Consider the following 16,564-nt stretch of genomic DNA (forward strand, 5'->3'; position numbering starts at 1 on the left):
CACCCTACCGGGCCGGAGCAAGACGTAGAACGCTCCTGCAAATCACTAGCGACTACAGCTGTGGATCGTCGCTTGATGTTCACCTGTGGGCTGCTAAATCCCCCGCCATGAGCGCACAGCACAACAAGACATCGGTCGCCGCTATCTCGATCTTCGCCAGCGGCGGCATGGCGGCGGCCAAGTTCGTGGTCGGGATCGCGATCGGCTCGCTGGCGCTGATCTCCGAGGCCCTGCACTCCTCGGTCGATCTGATCGCGACCATCATCACCTGGGCGGTGGTGCGGGTTTCCGACAAGCCGGCGGACCACGAGCACCATTACGGCCACGGCAAGCTCGAGAGCATCTCGGCGCTCGGCGTCACTGCGCTGCTCTACGTGCTCGCCGGCGGCATCCTGGTCGAGGCCTATAGCCGGTTGCGTGAGGGAACCCCACCGCCGACGATCTCGGCGGTGCCGTTCGTCGTGCTGGTGATCGACATCGTCGTCAATCTCTGGCGCGCCCGCGCGCTGCACAAGGCTGCGCGGGAGACGCGGAGCCAGGCGCTGGCGGCCGACGCGCTGCATTTCGCATCTGACGTGATGGGCTCGTTCGCGGTCATTGCCGGCCTGATCCTCGCCGCCCTCGGCTTCTGGTGGGGCGATGCGGCGGCCGCCGCCGCCGTCGCCGTGATGATCGCGGCGCTCGGCCTGCGCATGGCGGGCTCGACCGTGCAGACGCTGGTCGACCGCGCGCCGGAAGGCGCGCAGGACAAGGCCACCGCCGCGATCCGCGGCGTGCCCGGCGTGATCGACGTCGAACGGCTGCGCCTGCGCATGGTGGGCGCAACCACTTTCATCGACACCATCGCAAAGGTGCCGCGCACTTACCCGATCGACCGCGTCGAGGACATCAAGCGCAACGCACAAATCGCCGTCAGCAAGGCATTCGGCGATGCCGACCTCACCTTCACCGCGGTTCCCGTGGCACGCGACAACGAGACCGTGCGCGACCGCATCATGGTGATCGCGCGCAATTCGGGCCTCGCCATCCATCACGTCACCGTGCACGATCTGGGCGCCAAGCTGATCGTCGGCATCGACCTCGAGGTCGACGGCGAGATGCCGCTCGATCGCGCCCACGACGTCGCCAACACGCTGGAGCGCAACATCCAGGAGGATTTCGGCGCGGACGTCGAGGTCGACGTCCATATCGAGCCGCTGGAACCGGAACTGCCGTTCGGTGTCGACGCCTCGCCGGAACGCGTGCAGGCCATTGCCGCCGCGCTCAGCGAATACGCAACGGACGGCGAGATTCACGACATCCATAATGTGCGCGTGCGCGACACCGACGCCGGCGAGATCGTCAACTTCCACTGCCGCGCGACGCCGTCGATGAGCGTGATCAAGGTGCACGAGCAAGTCGACGCGATCGAGCGCGCGTTGCGGCGCGCATTCCCGAGCGTGAAGCGCGTGATCAGTCACGCCGAGCCGCCGCGGGCGTGACGCTGAGCGTGCAGAGAGAGTCACACGTTCCCGTTTCGGACTCGCCGCGCACGTAGTCTTGCGGACGACGCACGCGCGAAGTCTTCGTTGGATAAGAATTATTTCACATTAACGATTCGTTGACTCTCGACAGCCTGCGAAAACTGGATTCAAATCGGCTTGATTCGGAAGCGACGTGGGGCTGCTTCCGAGCTTGAGTTGCAAGCAGGTTTTCAGGGGGCCGAAGGCATGGCGCGTGCAGACGCCGCGAACGCGTGCGTCCAATCCGATTCAATCAAGGGATTGGCGCAATCGCTCGCGAAACCTGCCTATCATCGGCTCCTGATTGCGGAGCCGGCGCTGCGCCGCGCCGTGCCGACGCTTATCATTGCCTTCCTCATCACGATCTGCCTCGGCGCCTTCGTCCAGGTCGTCGATCAGACGCGCCAGAAGCGGCTGGTGATCCGGCACGACATCTCGGCGCTCGCCGACTATCTCGCAGAGCGGATCGACCGCCTCACCTCGGTACGACAGGAGCGGCTGAAGAACATCGAGAACATGCCGACGCTGCTGCCCGACCTGATCCCGTCCTGGGGTACGGCCTCGGGCCGCCACGTCATCGTCACCTCGGCCGGAATCGATCGCCGCATTCTCGCGCGCATTCCCATCGACAGCGATCCGGCCGGCAACGACCGGCTGCTCGACGCGATCACCACGGCGCAACTGCTGGCGACGCCGCCGCGCGACAACAACATCTCCGACATGACGCTGCCGAACGGCAACGCCGCGATGGCGACCGCGCGGCAGATCAAATCGCTGCCCGGCCTCGTCACCGTGATCCAGGAGCGCAACGAGCCGATCTGGGGTTCGGACGCGGCGCTGTCGGTGACGCTGTCGGCGACCACCGGCTTCGTCGTCCTGATCCTCGGCTTCGCCTTCCACTGGCAGTCGACCCGCGCCCGCGAGGGCGACCTGATCAACGACGCCGTACGCGGCCGGATCGACACCGCGCTCAACCGCGGCCGCTGCGGCCTGTGGGACTGGGACCTGTCGCGCGGCCGGATCTTCTGGTCGCAATCGATGTTCTCGATGCTCGGCCTCGACGGCCGCAACGAGCTCCTCACCTTCGGCGAGGTCAACGCACTGGTGAAGTCCGACGACATCGACCTGTTCGAGATCGCCGACCAACTCATCTCCGAAAAGATCGACCATATCGACCAGACCTTCCGCATGCAGCATGTCGACGGCCACTGGATCTGGCTCCGCGTCCGCTGCGAGCGGACGCGCGGGGCGAGCGATTCCGGCATGCACCTGATCGGCATCGCGGTCGACATCACCGAGCAGAAGAGCCTCGCCGAGAAGACGGTGGAAGCCGACCTTCGTCTGCGCGACGCGATCGAGACCATTCCGGAAGCCTTCGTGCTGTGGGACGCGAGCGATCGCCTGGTGCTCTGCAACTCGCACTTCCAACGCCTGCACAAGCTGCCGGACTCGGCCGTCATCCCCGGCACCTCCTACGAGACCGTGCTGGAAGTCGGCCGCATGCCTGAGGTGCGCACCCGCCACAACGAGACCGCAAGCCAGGGCCCGGGCGCGCGTACGTTCGAGGCGCAGCTCGACGACGGCAGCTGGCTGCATATCAGCGAGCGCCGCACCAAGGACGGCGGCTACGTCTCGGTCGGCACCGACATCACCCGCATCAAGGAGCACGAGCAGAAGCTCGTCGACAACGATCTGCGGCTGCGCGCCACCGTCATCGACCTCAAGCGCTCACAGGCGGCGCTCGAGCGCCAGACGGTCGAACTCGCCGACCTCGCCGAAAAATACCAGCGCGAGAAGACCCGCGCCGAGGAAGCCAACCAGACCAAGTCGAAATTCCTCGCCAATATGAGCCACGAGCTGCGCACGCCGCTCAACGCCATTATCGGCTTCTCCGAGATCATGGGCTCGGGCATGTTCGGCGAGCTGGGCTCAGAGAAGTACCGGGAATACTGCCACGACATCCTGACCAGCGGCCATTATCTGCTCGAAGTCATCAACGACATCCTCGACATGTCCAAGATCGAGGCCGGCCGCATGAAGCTCGACATGGAGGAGCTCGACCTCGCACAGACGCTTACGGAATCCCTGCGCGTCGTCGCCGGCCGGGCGCAGGACAAGCACCTGACGCTGGACGCGGATATCGCAAAATCCATCTCCGTCGTCGCCGATCGTCGCGCGACCAAGCAGATCGTCGTCAATCTGCTGTCCAATGCCGTGAAGTTCACCCCCGACGGGGGGCGCATCGTGGTGCGCAGCCGCCAGCTCGACGACCGGATCGTGCTGATGATCGCCGACACCGGCATCGGCATTGCCCCGCACTCGCTGGCCCGGCTCGGACGCCCGTTCGAGCAGGTCGAGAGCCAACTCACCAAGACCTATCACGGCTCCGGCCTCGGGCTTGCGATTGCCCGCTCGCTGGCGCAGTTGCACGGCGGCTCGATGCGGCTGCGTTCCAAGCTCGAAGTCGGCACCGTCGTCCGCGTGACGCTGCCGCGCGATGCCATCAAGGCGGCGTCCGGGATTTCGGCCGCGGCTTAGCGCATGGCGGGAAGCTCGCCTGCGGCCATCCTTCGAGACGCCCGCCGCCGGCGGGCCCTCAGGATGAGGGCGGAATATGCAGCCGCAGTTTCAGCAGGCACCGATGCCGCTTAGCCTCATCCTGAGGAGACCGCAAAGCGGTCGTCTCGAAGGACGAGGCGCTTGCTCGGGCCCTCCCGCTCTGGTCCCTAGGATTGCAGTGTCGGCGCCACTTCGCGCGCGACATTGACCAGCGCCGCGATCAGCGGCGTCATCGGATCGCGCTGCGGGATCACGAGGCCAATGCTGTAATTGACCTCGGGATCGGTGATCGGGATCGAGCGGACCTTGTCCGACAGGCCGAGCGTCTCGGCGAGCTTGGCCGGCATCACGCTTGCCCAGCGCCCGGTCTTCACATGCGTGTACAGCACCAGCAGCGAGTTCGAGGTCAACGTCGGCGTCGCCTCTGCGCCGACCGAGCGCAGCGCCCGGTCGATGATGCGGCGGTTCTGCATATCTGGAGTCAGCAGGCACAGCGGCACCTGACCGACCTCGGCCCAGGTCACCGAATCCCGATCACCGAACATCGCGTCGGGCGCGGTCAGGAGGCGGTAGCTCTCGTTGAACAGCGGAATGGTACGCACCTTGCCGATCGGCTCGTTCTCGATATAGGTCAGCCCCGCATCGACCTCGAGATTTTCCAGCAGTCCCAGCACCTCCGACGAGGTCGTCGACCGGATGCTGAAACGCACCTCGGGATGCCGCGCGCGGAACGGCGTCGTCAGCGACGCGACCATGCCGAGCACGGTCGGAATCGCCGCAATGCGAATCTCGCCGGAGAGCTGATGCTTCAGTCCGTTGATCTCGTCGCGCATGGCCCGGGCATCGCCGACGATCCGCCGCGCCCAGTCCAGCGCCCGCTCGCCTTCGGGGGTAAAGCCCTGGAAGCGCGACCCGCGCTGGACCAGCATCACGCCCAGGATCTCCTCGAGCTGCTTCAGCCCGGTCGACATGGTCGGCTGGGTCACCCCGCAGGCCTCTGCCGCGCGTCCGAAATGCCGCTCCTTCGCCAGCGCCAGCAGCAGCTCAAGCTTGTCGATCAACCGGCCGTCCCCTCGGATTCTGTCGTGGCATGCAAGCTAGCACGCCCCACCTCTGCCAACACGTAAAAACCGGGCGGCGGAACAGCCTCGATTGCATTTTCACATCGTCCGATTGCATCCGCCAATCGATCTGAATTCGCAATCGCAGCATGAGACAGCTTTATTGATCTTTGAACGATTCCAAATAGTTTGCGAGGAAGGAACGCCCAATCTGAGAACGAAGAATGACAGCGGTTTACGAGCCTTCTTGCGAGCCTTCTTACGAGCCTTGGGACGAGACGCGCGGCGCCGAGATCATCGCCGAACATGCCGGGCAGGAGGGCGCGACGCTGGTGATTCTGCACGCGCTCCAGGAGGCCTTCGGCTATGTGCCGGAGGCGGCGATCCCCATGGTGGCGCAGGCGCTGAATCTGTCGCGCGCCGAGGTCTATGGCGTGTTCACGTTCTATCACGATTTCCGCCACAAGCCGGCCGGCCGCCACGTGCTGAAGCTGTGCCGCGCGGAAGCCTGCCAGGCCGCGGGCGGCGATGCGCTGGCTGCGCGCGCTGAAGCGATGCTTGGCGTCTCGCTTGGAAACACCACCGCGGATGATCGCGTCACGCTGGAGCCGATCTACTGCCTCGGCCTGTGCTCGACCGCGCCGTCGGCGATGCTCGACGGCCGCCTCGTCGGCCGGCTCGACGAGAAGCGCCTCGATGCGCTGGTTGCGGAGGCGCAGCGATGAAGATGCGGATCTTCGTTCCCAGGGATGCAACGGCGGTCGCCGTCGGCGCCGACGAAATCGTCACAGCATTCGAGCGGGTCGCGGAGACGCGCGGCCTGCCGATCGAGATCGTCCGGACCGGCTCGCGCGGATTGCACTGGCTGGAGCCGATGGTGGAGGTCGCGACGCTGAAGGGTCGCGTCGCCTATGGCCCGGTCAGCGCGGAGGATGTCGCCTCGGTGTTCGAGTCCATGGCGAGCAATGGGCCGCACGCCCTGCGGCTTGGCATCGCGGACGAGATCCCCTGGCTGAAGCGCCAGACCCGCCTGACCTTCGCCCGCTGCGGCGTGATCGATCCGCGCTCGCTCGAAGATTACCGCGCTCATGGCGGCTACAAGGGCCTCGAGCGCGCGCTCTCGCTCGGCTCGGACACGATCCTGGCGGAAGTCACCGCGTCCGGCCTGCGTGGCCGTGGCGGCGCGGGCTTCCCGACCGGCATCAAGTGGAAGACGGTCGCGCAGGCCAAGGCCGACCGCAAGTTCATCGTCTGCAACGCCGACGAAGGCGACAGCGGCACCTTTGCCGATCGGATGATCATGGAAGGCGACCCCTTCCTGGTGATCGAGGGCATGACCACCGCCGCAATCACGGTCGGCGCAACCAAAGGCTATATCTACATCCGCAGCGAATATCCGCATGCGGTCGAGGCGATGAATGCCGCGATCAAGGCGGCGAAGCGCGGCGGCTATCTCGGCGACAAGATTGGCGGCTCGACCTTCGGCTTCGATCTCGAAGTCCGCGTCGGCGCCGGTGCCTATGTCTGCGGCGAAGAGACCTCGCTGCTGGAGAGCCTCGAGGGCCGCCGCGGCATCGTGCGTGCAAAACCGCCGCTGCCGGCGCATCATGGACTGTTCGGCAAGCCGACGGTCATCAACAACGTGCTGTCGTTCGCAGCCATCCCCTTCATCCTCGCCGAGGGTGCCAAGGCCTATGCCGATTTCGGCATGGGCCGCTCGCGCGGCACGATGCCGATCCAGCTCGCCGGCAATATCCGCCAGGGCGGCCTGTTCGAAACGGCGTTCGGCGTGACGCTCGGCCAGCTCGTCGACGACATCGGCGGCGGCACGTTCACCGGACGTCCGGTGCGCGCGGTGCAGGTCGGCGGGCCGCTGGGTGCCTATTTCCCCCGCACGTTGTTCGACACGCCGTTCGACTATGAGGCGTTTGCCGCGCGCGACGGCCTGATCGGCCATGGCGGCATCGTTGTGTTCGACGACAGCGTCGACATGCGCAAGCAGGCACGTTTCGCCATGGAATTCTGCGCCGTCGAATCCTGCGGCAAGTGCACGCCGTGCCGGATCGGCTCGACCCGTGGCGTCGAGACCATCGAGAAGATCATCAACGGCGAGCGGGTCATCGAAAACCTCGCGCTGGTCGAAGACCTCTGCAACACCATGAAATTCGGCTCGCTCTGCGCACTCGGCGGCTTCACGCCCTACCCCGTGCTCAGCGCATTGAAGCACTTCCGGGAGGATTTCGCACCCATCCCGACCACGCTTCAGGCCGCGGAATAGGAGAACAACGATGTCTCTGATCGAAGAAGTCGACTACGGCACACCGCGCTCCAAATCGACGTCGATGGTCACGCTGACCATCGACGGCAACCAGGTCACGGTGCCCGAGGGCACCTCGATCATGCGAGCCGCGATGGACGCGGGCCACCAGATCCCGAAACTCTGCGCCACCGACATGGTCGACGCGTTCGGCTCCTGCCGCCTCTGCCTCGTCGAGATCGAGGGCCGCGCCGGCACGCCGGCCTCCTGCACCACGCCCGCCATGAATGGCCTCGTCGTGCACACCCAGAGCGAGCGGCTGAAGAAGCTGCGCAAGGGCGTGATGGAGCTCTACATCTCCGACCATCCGCTCGACTGCCTCACCTGCGGCGCCAATGGCGACTGCGAATTGCAGGACATGGCGGGCGCGGTGGGCTTGCGCGACGTGCGCTACGGCTATGAGGGCGAGAACCACGTCTTCGCCAAGACACCTGGCAAGACCGACGGATGCACCAACGACAATTGGATGCCGAAGGACGAGTCCAACCCGTACTTCACCTACGATCCCTCAAAATGCATCGTCTGCTCGCGCTGCGTCCGCGCCTGCGAAGAAGTGCAGGGCACCTTCGCTCTCACCATCTCCGGCCGCGGCTTCGACAGCCGCGTCTCACCCGGCATGAGCGAGAGTTTTCTGGGCTCCGAATGCGTCTCCTGCGGCGCCTGCGTGCAGGCCTGCCCGACCGCGACGCTGACGGAAAAGTCGGTGATCGAGATCGGCCAGCCCGAGCATTCGGTCGTCACCACCTGCGCCTATTGCGGCGTCGGCTGCGCCTTCAAGGCCGAGATGCGCGGCGAGGAAGTCGTGCGCATGGTGCCGTACAAGGACGGCAAGGCCAATCGCGGCCATTCCTGCGTCAAGGGCCGCTTCGCCTGGGGCTACACCAACCACAAGGAACGGATCCTCAATCCCATGATCCGCGAGCGGATCGAGGATCCGTGGCGCGAAGTCTCGTGGGATGAAGCGTTCTCCTTTGCCGCAGCGAAGATGCGCGGCATCCAGACAAAATACGGCCGCGATTCCATCGGCGGCATCACCTCGTCCCGTTGTACCAACGAAGAAACCTATCTGGTGCAGAAGCTGATCCGCGCCGGCTTCGGCAACAACAATGTCGACACCTGCGCCCGCGTCTGCCATTCGCCGACCGGCTACGGCCTCTCGCAGACCTTCGGCACCTCGGCCGGCACGCAGGATTTCGACTCGGTCGAGGACACCGACGTCGCTGTGATCATCGGCGCCAATCCGGCCTCGGCTCACCCCGTCTTTGCCTCGCGCCTGAAGAAGCGGCTGCGCCAGGGTGCAAAACTGATCGTGATCGATCCGCGCCGCACCGAGATGGTGGAATCGCCGCATGTGAAGGCGCTGCATCTGCCGCTGATGCCCGGCACCAACGTCGCCGTCGTCACCGCGCTGGCGCACGTCATCGTCACCGAGGGCCTCGCCAACGAAGCCTTCGTGCGCGAGCGCTGCGACTGGAGCGAGTTCGAGGAATGGGCCGCTTTCGTCGCCCAGCCGAAGCACAGCCCGGAAGCAACCGCGATCCTCACCGGCGTCGATCCGAAGGTGTTGCGCGAAGCGGCCCGCGTCTATGCCACCGGCGGCAACGGCGCCATCTATTACGGCCTTGGCGTCACCGAGCACAGCCAGGGTTCTACCACGGTGATCGCGATCGCCAACCTCGCGATGGCGACCGGCAATATCGGCCGTCCCGGTGTCGGCGTGAACCCGCTGCGCGGCCAGAATAACGTCCAAGGCTCCTGCGACATGGGCTCGTTCCCGCACGAGCTGCCGGGCTACCGCCATATCTCGGGCGACGCCGTGCGCGACCAGTTCGAGGCGCTGTGGAACGTCAAGCTCAACCCGGAGCCCGGCCTGCGCATTCCCAACATGTTCGATGCCGCGATCGAAGGCACGTTCATGGGGCTCTACGTCCAGGGCGAGGACATTCTCCAATCCGATCCCAACACCAAGCATGTGGTGTCGGCGCTCTCGGCGATGGAATGCGTGATCGTCCACGACCTCTTCCTGAACGAGACTGCGAACTACGCCCACGTCTTCCTGCCCGGCTCGAGCTTCCTCGAGAAGGACGGCACCTTCACCAATGCCGAGCGCCGCATCCAGCGCGTGCGCAAGGTGATGTCGCCGAAGAACGGCATGGCCGACTGGGAGGTCACCATTGGTCTTGCCAAGGCGATGGGCTTCGAGATGAACTACGGTCATCCGTCCGAGATCATGGACGAGATCGCGGCGCTGACGCCGACCTTCACCGGCGTCTCCTACGCCAAGCTCGACGAGCTCGGCTCGGTGCAGTGGCCCTGCAACGAGAAGGCGCCGGAGGGCACGCCGGTGATGCATATCGGCGGCTTCGTCCGCGGCAAGGGCAAGTTCATCGTCACCGAATATGTCGCGACCGACGAACGCACCGGCCCGCGCTTCCCGCTGCTGCTCACCACGGGCCGCATCCTCAGCCAGTACAATGTCGGCGCACAGACGCGACGCACCGAGAACGTGGTCTGGCATGCCGAGGACCGGCTGGAGATCCATCCGCACGATGCCGAGCAGCGCGGCGTGCGCGACGGCGATTGGGTGCGGCTACAAAGCCGCGCGGGCGAGACCACGCTGCGCGCGGAGATCACCGACCGCGTCTCACCGGGCGTCGTCTATACCACCTTCCATCATCCCGACACGCAGGCCAACGTCATCACGACCGACTATTCGGACTGGGCGACCAACTGCCCGGAATACAAGGTCACGGCGGTGCAGATCTCGCCGTCGAACGGCCCGTCCGACTGGCAGAAGGCTTATGACGAGCAGGCGCGGCATTCCCGCCGCGTCGCACCGGCCGAGGCCGCGGAGTAACGGCATGCACGTCCCGGTCCAGGCCATTGACCGCGAGATCTGGCGCGACGGCGTCACCTCGGAAGGGGCGCGGCTGATCCCCGGGGAGACGCCGCTCGCGCTGACCTATAATGGCGGCACCTACGCCGTCATGATGGGGACGCCGCAAAACCTGGAAGATTTTGCCGTCGGCTTCAGCCTGGACGAAGGCGTCATCAAATCGGTCGACGACATCAAGTCGCTCGAAGTGGTCCGCCTCGACGACGGCATCGAGCTGCGGATGTGGCTGGCGCCGGACGAAGCCGCGCGCGTCAGCGAGCGGCGGCGTCACATCGCAGGTCCGACCGGCTGTGGCATCTGCGGCATCGATTCGATCGCCGAAGCCGTGCGGCCCGCGGCCATCGTGCCACCGGGGCAGACCTTTACGCCCGAGCTGATCATGACGGCGATGCAGGCGATCGCGCCGCTGCAATCGATCAACATCCAGACGCGCGCGGTCCACGCGGCGGCATTCTGGACGCCGTCGAACGGCATTGTTGCCCTGCGCGAGGATGTCGGCCGCCACAATGCGCTGGACAAGCTGGCGGGTTCGCTCGCGCGCAGCCGGACTGAGGCAAGCGGCGGCATGGTGCTGCTGACGAGCCGTGTCTCGGTCGAGATGGTGCAGAAGACCGCTGCGATCGGCGCGCCTGTGATGGTCGCGGTCTCCGCGCCCACCGCGCTCGCGGTCCGCACTGCGGAGGCTGCCGGCATCACACTGATTGCGATCGCCCGCAGCGACGGATTTGAAGTGTTCACGCACCAGGGCCGCATCGCGGCTCATCGTGCCCAGGAGATTGTCGATGTCGTCGCCTGATCGTCTCGTCTACATGGCCAACCAGATCGGCAAGTTCTTCGAGAGTCAGGGCCGTGATAAGGCCGTTCCGGGCATCGCCGATCACATCAAGAAGTTCTGGGATCCCAGGATGAAGCGGGCGATTTTCGCACATCTCGACGCCGGTGGCGAAGGGCTCGCCCCGAACGTCCACGAGGCCCTCGCCTCGCTGAAGCAGGCTATGCCCCTTCCAACAGCGCCCTGAACACGCGCCGCACCTCGCCCTGCGTTTCCTTCACGCGTGCCTCCAGCGACGAGAAGTCCGGCGCGTCGCCGGCGCGCGCCATCACCCGTTGAAGGTCGGTGCCCGCGGTTTCCGGCTTGAAACGATCGCTGACGCACAGCCGCAGGATCTGCGTCAGATCGTGGTAGAGCCGCGCTGCTGCGCGCAGGATCTCCGCCTCCGATTGTGCAAGCACACCCAGCTTCGCGGCATTCTCCAGCACCTGGACCGTGCTGACGTCCAGTATCCCGGGCTTGTCGTGCGCGTGCACGAGCTGGAGATATTGCGCGATGAAGTCGATGTCGACCATGCCGCCGGCGGCATATTTCAGATCCCAATAGTCGGTCTCGCCCTTCTCCTGCGCAATCGCGCGCCGCATGTCTGCGACGTCGTTGGCAATGACGGTGCGGTCGCGGCGGCGGGTCAGAACCTCGCGGATGATGCCCTCGATCCGCACACGGAATTCAGGTGATGACGACACCACGCGCGCGCGGGTCAGCGCCATGTGCTCCCAGGTCCAGGCTTCGTTGGCCTGGTAGTCCGCGAAGGACGCGAGGCTCGACGCCACCGGCCCGGCGCGTCCGGACGGGCGCAGCCGCATGTCAATCTCGTAGAGCACGCCGTAATTGGTGCGCGTCGTGAACGCACTGATCAGGCGCTGGGTGAAGCGCGCGAAATAGTGCGCGCCCTGCAGCGATTTCGGTCCATCGGAGTCCGGATTGTCGGCGTCGAAATCGTAGAGCAGGATCAGGTCGAGATCGGACGACGCCGTCATCTCGCGACCGCCGAGCCGACCCATGGCGATGATCGCGGTCTCTTGCCCCTCGATGCGCCCATGCTGGGCGGCGAAGCGATCGGCGACGAGGCCGTGGACGGTGTGGACGATGCCTTCGGCGACGTCGGCAAAGGCCGTGCTCGCCTGCTGCGCGGAAACCGTGCCTGAGAGGATGCGCGTGCCGATCAGGAACAGGCTCTCCTGCCCGAACAGGCGCAGGCGATCGAGGAATTCCTCGTAGGAGCTTGCATCCTGCACCGTGACCGCGAGCCGCGCCGACAGTTCCTGGCGATCCGGCATCGCGCCGAAGAAGCGCGGATCGATCAGGCCGTCCATGAGCTGCGGCTGCCGCGCCAGCATCTCGCCGAGCCGTGGTGCGGCGCCGAGCACAAGCGCCACCAGCGCGACGAGATCGCGGTTCTGGCCGAGCAACGTGATCAGCCGGCCGCCACGCTGAAGTGCGCGGAGGAAGTGATCGAAGGCCACCACCGCACGGTCTGGCTCCTCTGCATGCGCGAGACCGTCGATCAGGGCCGGCACGAACTCGACGAAGGCGCTTCGCGTCTGCTCGTTGCGAAGCACCCGGTAGTCGCCGGCGATCCAATCGCGCAGGGTCTGGGCGACGGCAGCCGGCATCTTGAAGCCGAGCGTCGCCAGGTGCTGGAGCAGGCGCGGATCGTCGGGGCCCGCACCGTATCCGAGCGTCGGCAGCCTGGCCGTCCCGGTCGGATTGTCGCCCTCGAACAGTTTTTCGTAATGTCCCTGGACGATCTCGAGCTGGCGCAGCAGATCGCGCGCAAAGCTCTCGCGATCGGGATAGCCGAAGAACCAGGCGAAGCGCTCGACGGCCTCTTTGTCGTCCGGCAGTGCATGGGTCTGCTCGTCAGCGATCATCTGAAGACGGTGCTCGACCCGGCGCAGGAATTCATACGCTGCGGTCAGCTCGTCGCGCGCCGCGAAGGTGATCCAGTTGCTGTTGGCGAGCACGTTGAGTGCCGCAAGTGTCGGCCGCACCCGCAGGTCGGGATGACGGCCGCCGGCGATCAGCTGCTGGGTCTGGGCGAAGAATTCGATCTCGCGGATGCCGCCGCGGCCGACCTTGACGTTGTGGCCCTCGACCGTGATCTCGCTCTGGCCGCGATAGGTCTGCATCTGCCGCTTCATGTCGTGGACGTCGGCAAGCGCGGCGAAGTCCAGATGCTTGCGCCAGACGAAGGGCGCGATCTCTGCGAGCAGCGCTTCGCCCGCGCGTACGTCACCGGCGCAGGCGCGCGCCTTGATCATCGCGGCGCGCTCCCAGGTGCGCCCTTCCCGCTCGTAGTAATGCAGGGCGGCGTGACGCGAGATCGCCACTTGCGTCGACGACGGATCGGGACGCAGGCGCAAATCGACACGGAAGACGTAGCCGTCATAGGTGCGCTGCTGGAGAATGCGCGCCATCCCTTGCGTCACCCGCACGAAGAACGGCTGCGCCTCGATATCCGCCGCCAGCGTCGTGTTATCGGGATCGAAGAACACGATGAGATCGATGTCGCTGGAATAGTTCAGCTCGCCCGCGCCCATCTTGCCCATCGCCAGCACGATAAGGCCGCAGCCCTCTTCCGGCATCTCCGGATTGGGTGGCACGATCTTGCCGCGTGCGGCTTCCTGCCGCAGCAGATACTGGAGCGCGGCCTGCACCGAGGAGACGGCAATTTCGGTCAGCGCCGCCGTCACCCGCATCACCGGCCAGACACCGCCGATGTCGCACAGCGCGATCAAGAGCGCTGCCTCCGCCTTCATGCGGCGAAGCAGCCGCATCACTTCGGCCTCGTCGGCCGCCGCGAACACCGCGCCCCTCGCCTCCGCGATCAAGGCGGCAAGATGCGCATCCGGATCGCATTCGAGCAGCCGGATCAAGCGCGGCGGATCGGCGCGCACCAGCTCAAACAGATAGGGCGAGAATTCCGCGATGCCAGCCACGATATCCCGTGCGAAGGGATGAACCAGCAGGGCGTCCAGACGGGCCGCTTGCGCCGGCTCGAGCTCGGCCAGCCAGTTGCCAAAACGTCGTTCGTCGGTTGTGGAAACGGCAATATGGGGAGCCTCCGCGAAGCGCGCGGCCAGGCTCTCACCAGTCTTGTCCGCGTTTCCCGGCGCGGAGTGGTTCATGCCACCTTCTGTGGCACATCCGGTAATGGAGGAGCAACCCTGTCGCCGGCCCCCGCCCGTGCCGGCAGCACCAGCGTGGCGACGAGGCCGGGATGGGCATCGCCCAGCCGCAATTCGCCGCCATGCAATGTGGCAACTGCGGCGGCGAGACTGAGGCCGAGACCGGAGCCCGGTAGCGTGCGGCTCGCTTCCAGCCGCACGAATCGCTCGACGACATGCTTGCGGTCGGCCTCGGGGATGCCGGGGCCGCGATCGGTGACGCTGAGCAGCACCTGGTCATCCTCGCGCTTCGCCTCGATCGTGATCTGCCGTCTGTCCATGCTGACCACGGTTCCCGCCGCCTGTGCGGCCGGCTTGCCGTATTTGATGGCGTTCTCGACCAGATTGGCGAGTGCCTGACTTATCAGTTCGCGATTGCCGCGAATGGACGCAGCCTCCGCCTTGACCTTCAAGGTCATGCCGTCGTCTTCGGCCAGCGGCTCATAGAGCTCGTGGATGCCATTGGCGACTTCGGCCGCGTCGAAATCGTCCATATTGCCGCGCGCCTGCCCCGACTCTGCGCGGGCGATCATCAGCAGCGCGTTGAAGGTGCGGATCAGGCCGTCGGATTCCTCGATGGTTCGTTCCAGCGCGGCGCGATAGTCGGTCTCGCTGCCGCATTTTGCCAGCGCCTCCTCGGCGCGGTTGCGCAAGCGCGTCAGCGGCGTCTTGAGGTCGTGGGCGATGTTGTCGGAGACCTCCTTCAGCCCCGCCATCAGTGCCTCGATCCGCTCCAGCATGGCGTTAAGATTTTCCGCGAGGCGATCGAGCTCGTCGCCGCTGCGCCCGACCGGAAGCCGCTCGCTGAGATCGCCGGTCATGATGCGATGCGCGGTGCCGCTCATCGCATCGATGCGCGTGAGCACGCGGCGCGCGACGAACACACCGCCGCCGAGACCGAGCACCACGACGATCAGGATCGACCATTGCGCCGCCTTGGCGACGATGCCGAACAGGCGCCGCCGCTCGGCGAGGTCGCGGCCGATCAGCAGGCGAAACCCGTTTTCAAGCTGGGTGACGAGCACGAGCGCGCGATGGTCGCGGTCGTCGGCATCCTCGATCCGCCGATAGGCGGTCTCCGACCAGCCGACCGTTCCCATCACGCCCGGCGCAAGCGAGCCGACATTGCCGGCAATTGCCTGGCCGGTCGGCGTGGTCACGAGGTAGAGGTTGGCGCCCGGCCGCAATGCCCGGTACTCGATCGCGCGCGCGAGGCCGAACATGCCCCGGCGACCGTAGATCTCGTTGATCTCCGAGGTCTCGGCATTCACCGTCTGGGTGATCTCTTCGGTGATCAGCCGCCGCGTATTCCAGGCGAAATAGCCAAGCAACGAGGCCGCGAACATCGCGAACAGCAGCAGATAGACCAGCGTCAGCCGGAACGCCGTGGTGCGGACGAGTTTACCGAATGCCGTCACGGATCATGTACCCGGCGCCGCGGATCGTATGCAGCAGCGGCCGCTCGAAACCCTTGTCGATCTTGGAGCGCAGCCGCGAAATGTGCACGTCGATCACGTTGGTCTGCGGATCGAAATGATAGTCCCAGACGTTTTCAAGCAGCATGGTTCTCGTCACCACCTGGCCGGCATGCTTCATCAGATATTCAAGCAGCCGGAACTCGCGCGGCTGCAGCGTGAGCTCGTCCTTGCCGCGCGCCACGCGATGGGAGAGCCGGTCGAGCTCGAGGTCGCCGACCCGATAGAGCGTATCCTCGGCCGGACCGCCGCGGCGCCGCGACAGCACTTCGACCCGGGCCAGTAGCTCTGCGAAGGAATAGGGTTTCGGCAGATAGTCGTCGCCGCCGGCACGCAGGCCCTTGATGCGGTCATCGACCTGCCCGAGCGCAGAGAGAATCAGCACCGGCGTCGTGTCACCCTTGTCGCGGAGCACGCCAATCAGCGAGAGGCCGTCGCGCTTGGGCAGCATGCGGTCGACCACCAGCACATCGTAATCGCCGTTCTCGGCCATGGCGAGGCCCTCCTCGCCGTCGCCGGCGTGGTCGGCAATGTGTCCGACTTCGCGAAACGCCTTGACGAGATAATCGGCGGATTCGCGGTCGTCTTCGATGATGAGGAGGCGCATCGTGCGTTCGGCGGCGGTCAAGGAGGTCAACCTTCTCTAAACATGGCGCGAGCGGCAATCGCATGCAAGCCGAGCGAGAGACTCTTGTCTCGAGAAAAAGGCGGGCGGTGAAGCTGGGGGGACCTCACCGCCCTAGGCCTTCCGA

11 protein-coding genes are annotated in these 16,564 nt (G+C 65.7%); 7 read left to right on the forward strand and 4 right to left on the reverse strand.

What is annotated here, in order from left to right; genetic code table 11:
* Positions 1-107 precede the first annotated feature (107 nt).
* The gene (locus tag IC761_RS23805; protein WP_195799056.1) at positions 108-1,481 is read left to right on the forward strand and encodes a cation-efflux pump; all 1,374 of its coding nucleotides are present in this window, start codon (positions 108-110) and stop codon (positions 1,479-1,481) included.
* A 228-nt stretch (positions 1,482-1,709) separates the two neighbouring features.
* On the forward strand, positions 1,710-4,040 hold the full coding sequence (locus IC761_RS23810; protein ID WP_195799057.1) for a PAS domain-containing sensor histidine kinase: 2,331 nt from the start codon (positions 1,710-1,712) through the stop codon (positions 4,038-4,040).
* A gap of 188 nt (positions 4,041-4,228) precedes the next feature.
* On the opposite strand, the gene IC761_RS23815 is transcribed toward IC761_RS23810, so the two are convergent.
* Positions 4,229-5,122: a LysR family transcriptional regulator gene (locus IC761_RS23815; protein ID WP_195799058.1), complete on the reverse strand. Its 894-nt coding sequence runs from the start codon at positions 5,120-5,122 to the stop codon at positions 4,229-4,231.
* Between the two features lie 224 nt (positions 5,123-5,346).
* Here IC761_RS23815 and IC761_RS23820 point away from each other — a divergent pair, with 224 nt between their 5' ends.
* Genes IC761_RS23820 through IC761_RS23840 form a run of 5 tightly spaced genes read left to right on the forward strand, consistent with a single transcriptional unit; the run spans position 5,347 to position 11,354 of the window.
* Positions 5,347-5,847 carry a formate dehydrogenase subunit gamma gene (locus IC761_RS23820; protein ID WP_195799059.1) on the forward strand — a complete coding sequence of 167 codons (501 nt, stop codon included), beginning with the start codon at positions 5,347-5,349 and terminating at the stop codon, positions 5,845-5,847.
* Positions 5,844-7,400 carry a formate dehydrogenase beta subunit gene (locus tag IC761_RS23825; protein WP_195799060.1) on the forward strand — a complete coding sequence of 519 codons (1,557 nt, stop codon included), beginning with the start codon at positions 5,844-5,846 and terminating at the stop codon, positions 7,398-7,400. The genes IC761_RS23820 and IC761_RS23825 overlap by 4 nt, the downstream gene beginning before the upstream one ends.
* Positions 7,401-7,410: 10 nt before the next feature.
* Positions 7,411-10,296: a formate dehydrogenase subunit alpha gene (fdhF, locus tag IC761_RS23830; RefSeq protein ID WP_195799061.1), complete on the forward strand. Its 2,886-nt coding sequence runs from the start codon at positions 7,411-7,413 to the stop codon at positions 10,294-10,296.
* Between the two features lie 4 nt (positions 10,297-10,300).
* The gene (gene fdhD / locus IC761_RS23835) at positions 10,301-11,131 is read left to right on the forward strand and encodes a formate dehydrogenase accessory sulfurtransferase FdhD (RefSeq protein WP_195799062.1); all 831 of its coding nucleotides are present in this window, start codon (positions 10,301-10,303) and stop codon (positions 11,129-11,131) included.
* On the forward strand, positions 11,118-11,354 hold the full coding sequence (locus IC761_RS23840) for a formate dehydrogenase subunit delta (RefSeq protein ID WP_195799063.1): 237 nt from the start codon (positions 11,118-11,120) through the stop codon (positions 11,352-11,354). The genes fdhD and IC761_RS23840 overlap by 14 nt, the downstream gene beginning before the upstream one ends.
* Here the strand turns inward: IC761_RS23840 and IC761_RS23845 are convergent.
* The 3 genes from IC761_RS23845 to IC761_RS23855 are packed head-to-tail and all read right to left on the reverse strand — an operon-like array spanning position 11,329 to position 16,419.
* The gene (locus IC761_RS23845) at positions 11,329-14,298 is read right to left on the reverse strand and encodes a bifunctional [glutamine synthetase] adenylyltransferase/[glutamine synthetase]-adenylyl-L-tyrosine phosphorylase (protein ID WP_195799064.1); all 2,970 of its coding nucleotides are present in this window, start codon (positions 14,296-14,298) and stop codon (positions 11,329-11,331) included. The genes IC761_RS23840 and IC761_RS23845 overlap by 26 nt on opposite strands.
* Positions 14,295-15,755 (reverse strand): sensor histidine kinase, encoded by a 1,461-nt coding sequence (locus IC761_RS23850; RefSeq protein ID WP_195799065.1) that lies wholly within the window; start codon positions 15,753-15,755, stop codon positions 14,295-14,297. The genes IC761_RS23845 and IC761_RS23850 overlap by 4 nt, the downstream gene beginning before the upstream one ends.
* Positions 15,739-16,419 (reverse strand): response regulator transcription factor, encoded by a 681-nt coding sequence (locus IC761_RS23855; protein ID WP_195799066.1) that lies wholly within the window; start codon positions 16,417-16,419, stop codon positions 15,739-15,741. The genes IC761_RS23850 and IC761_RS23855 overlap by 17 nt, the downstream gene beginning before the upstream one ends.
* Positions 16,420-16,564: the final 145 nt, after the last annotated feature.

This window comes from Bradyrhizobium commune (genome assembly GCF_015624505.1).
GTDB classification, from domain to species: Bacteria; Pseudomonadota; Alphaproteobacteria; order Rhizobiales; family Xanthobacteraceae; genus Bradyrhizobium; species Bradyrhizobium commune.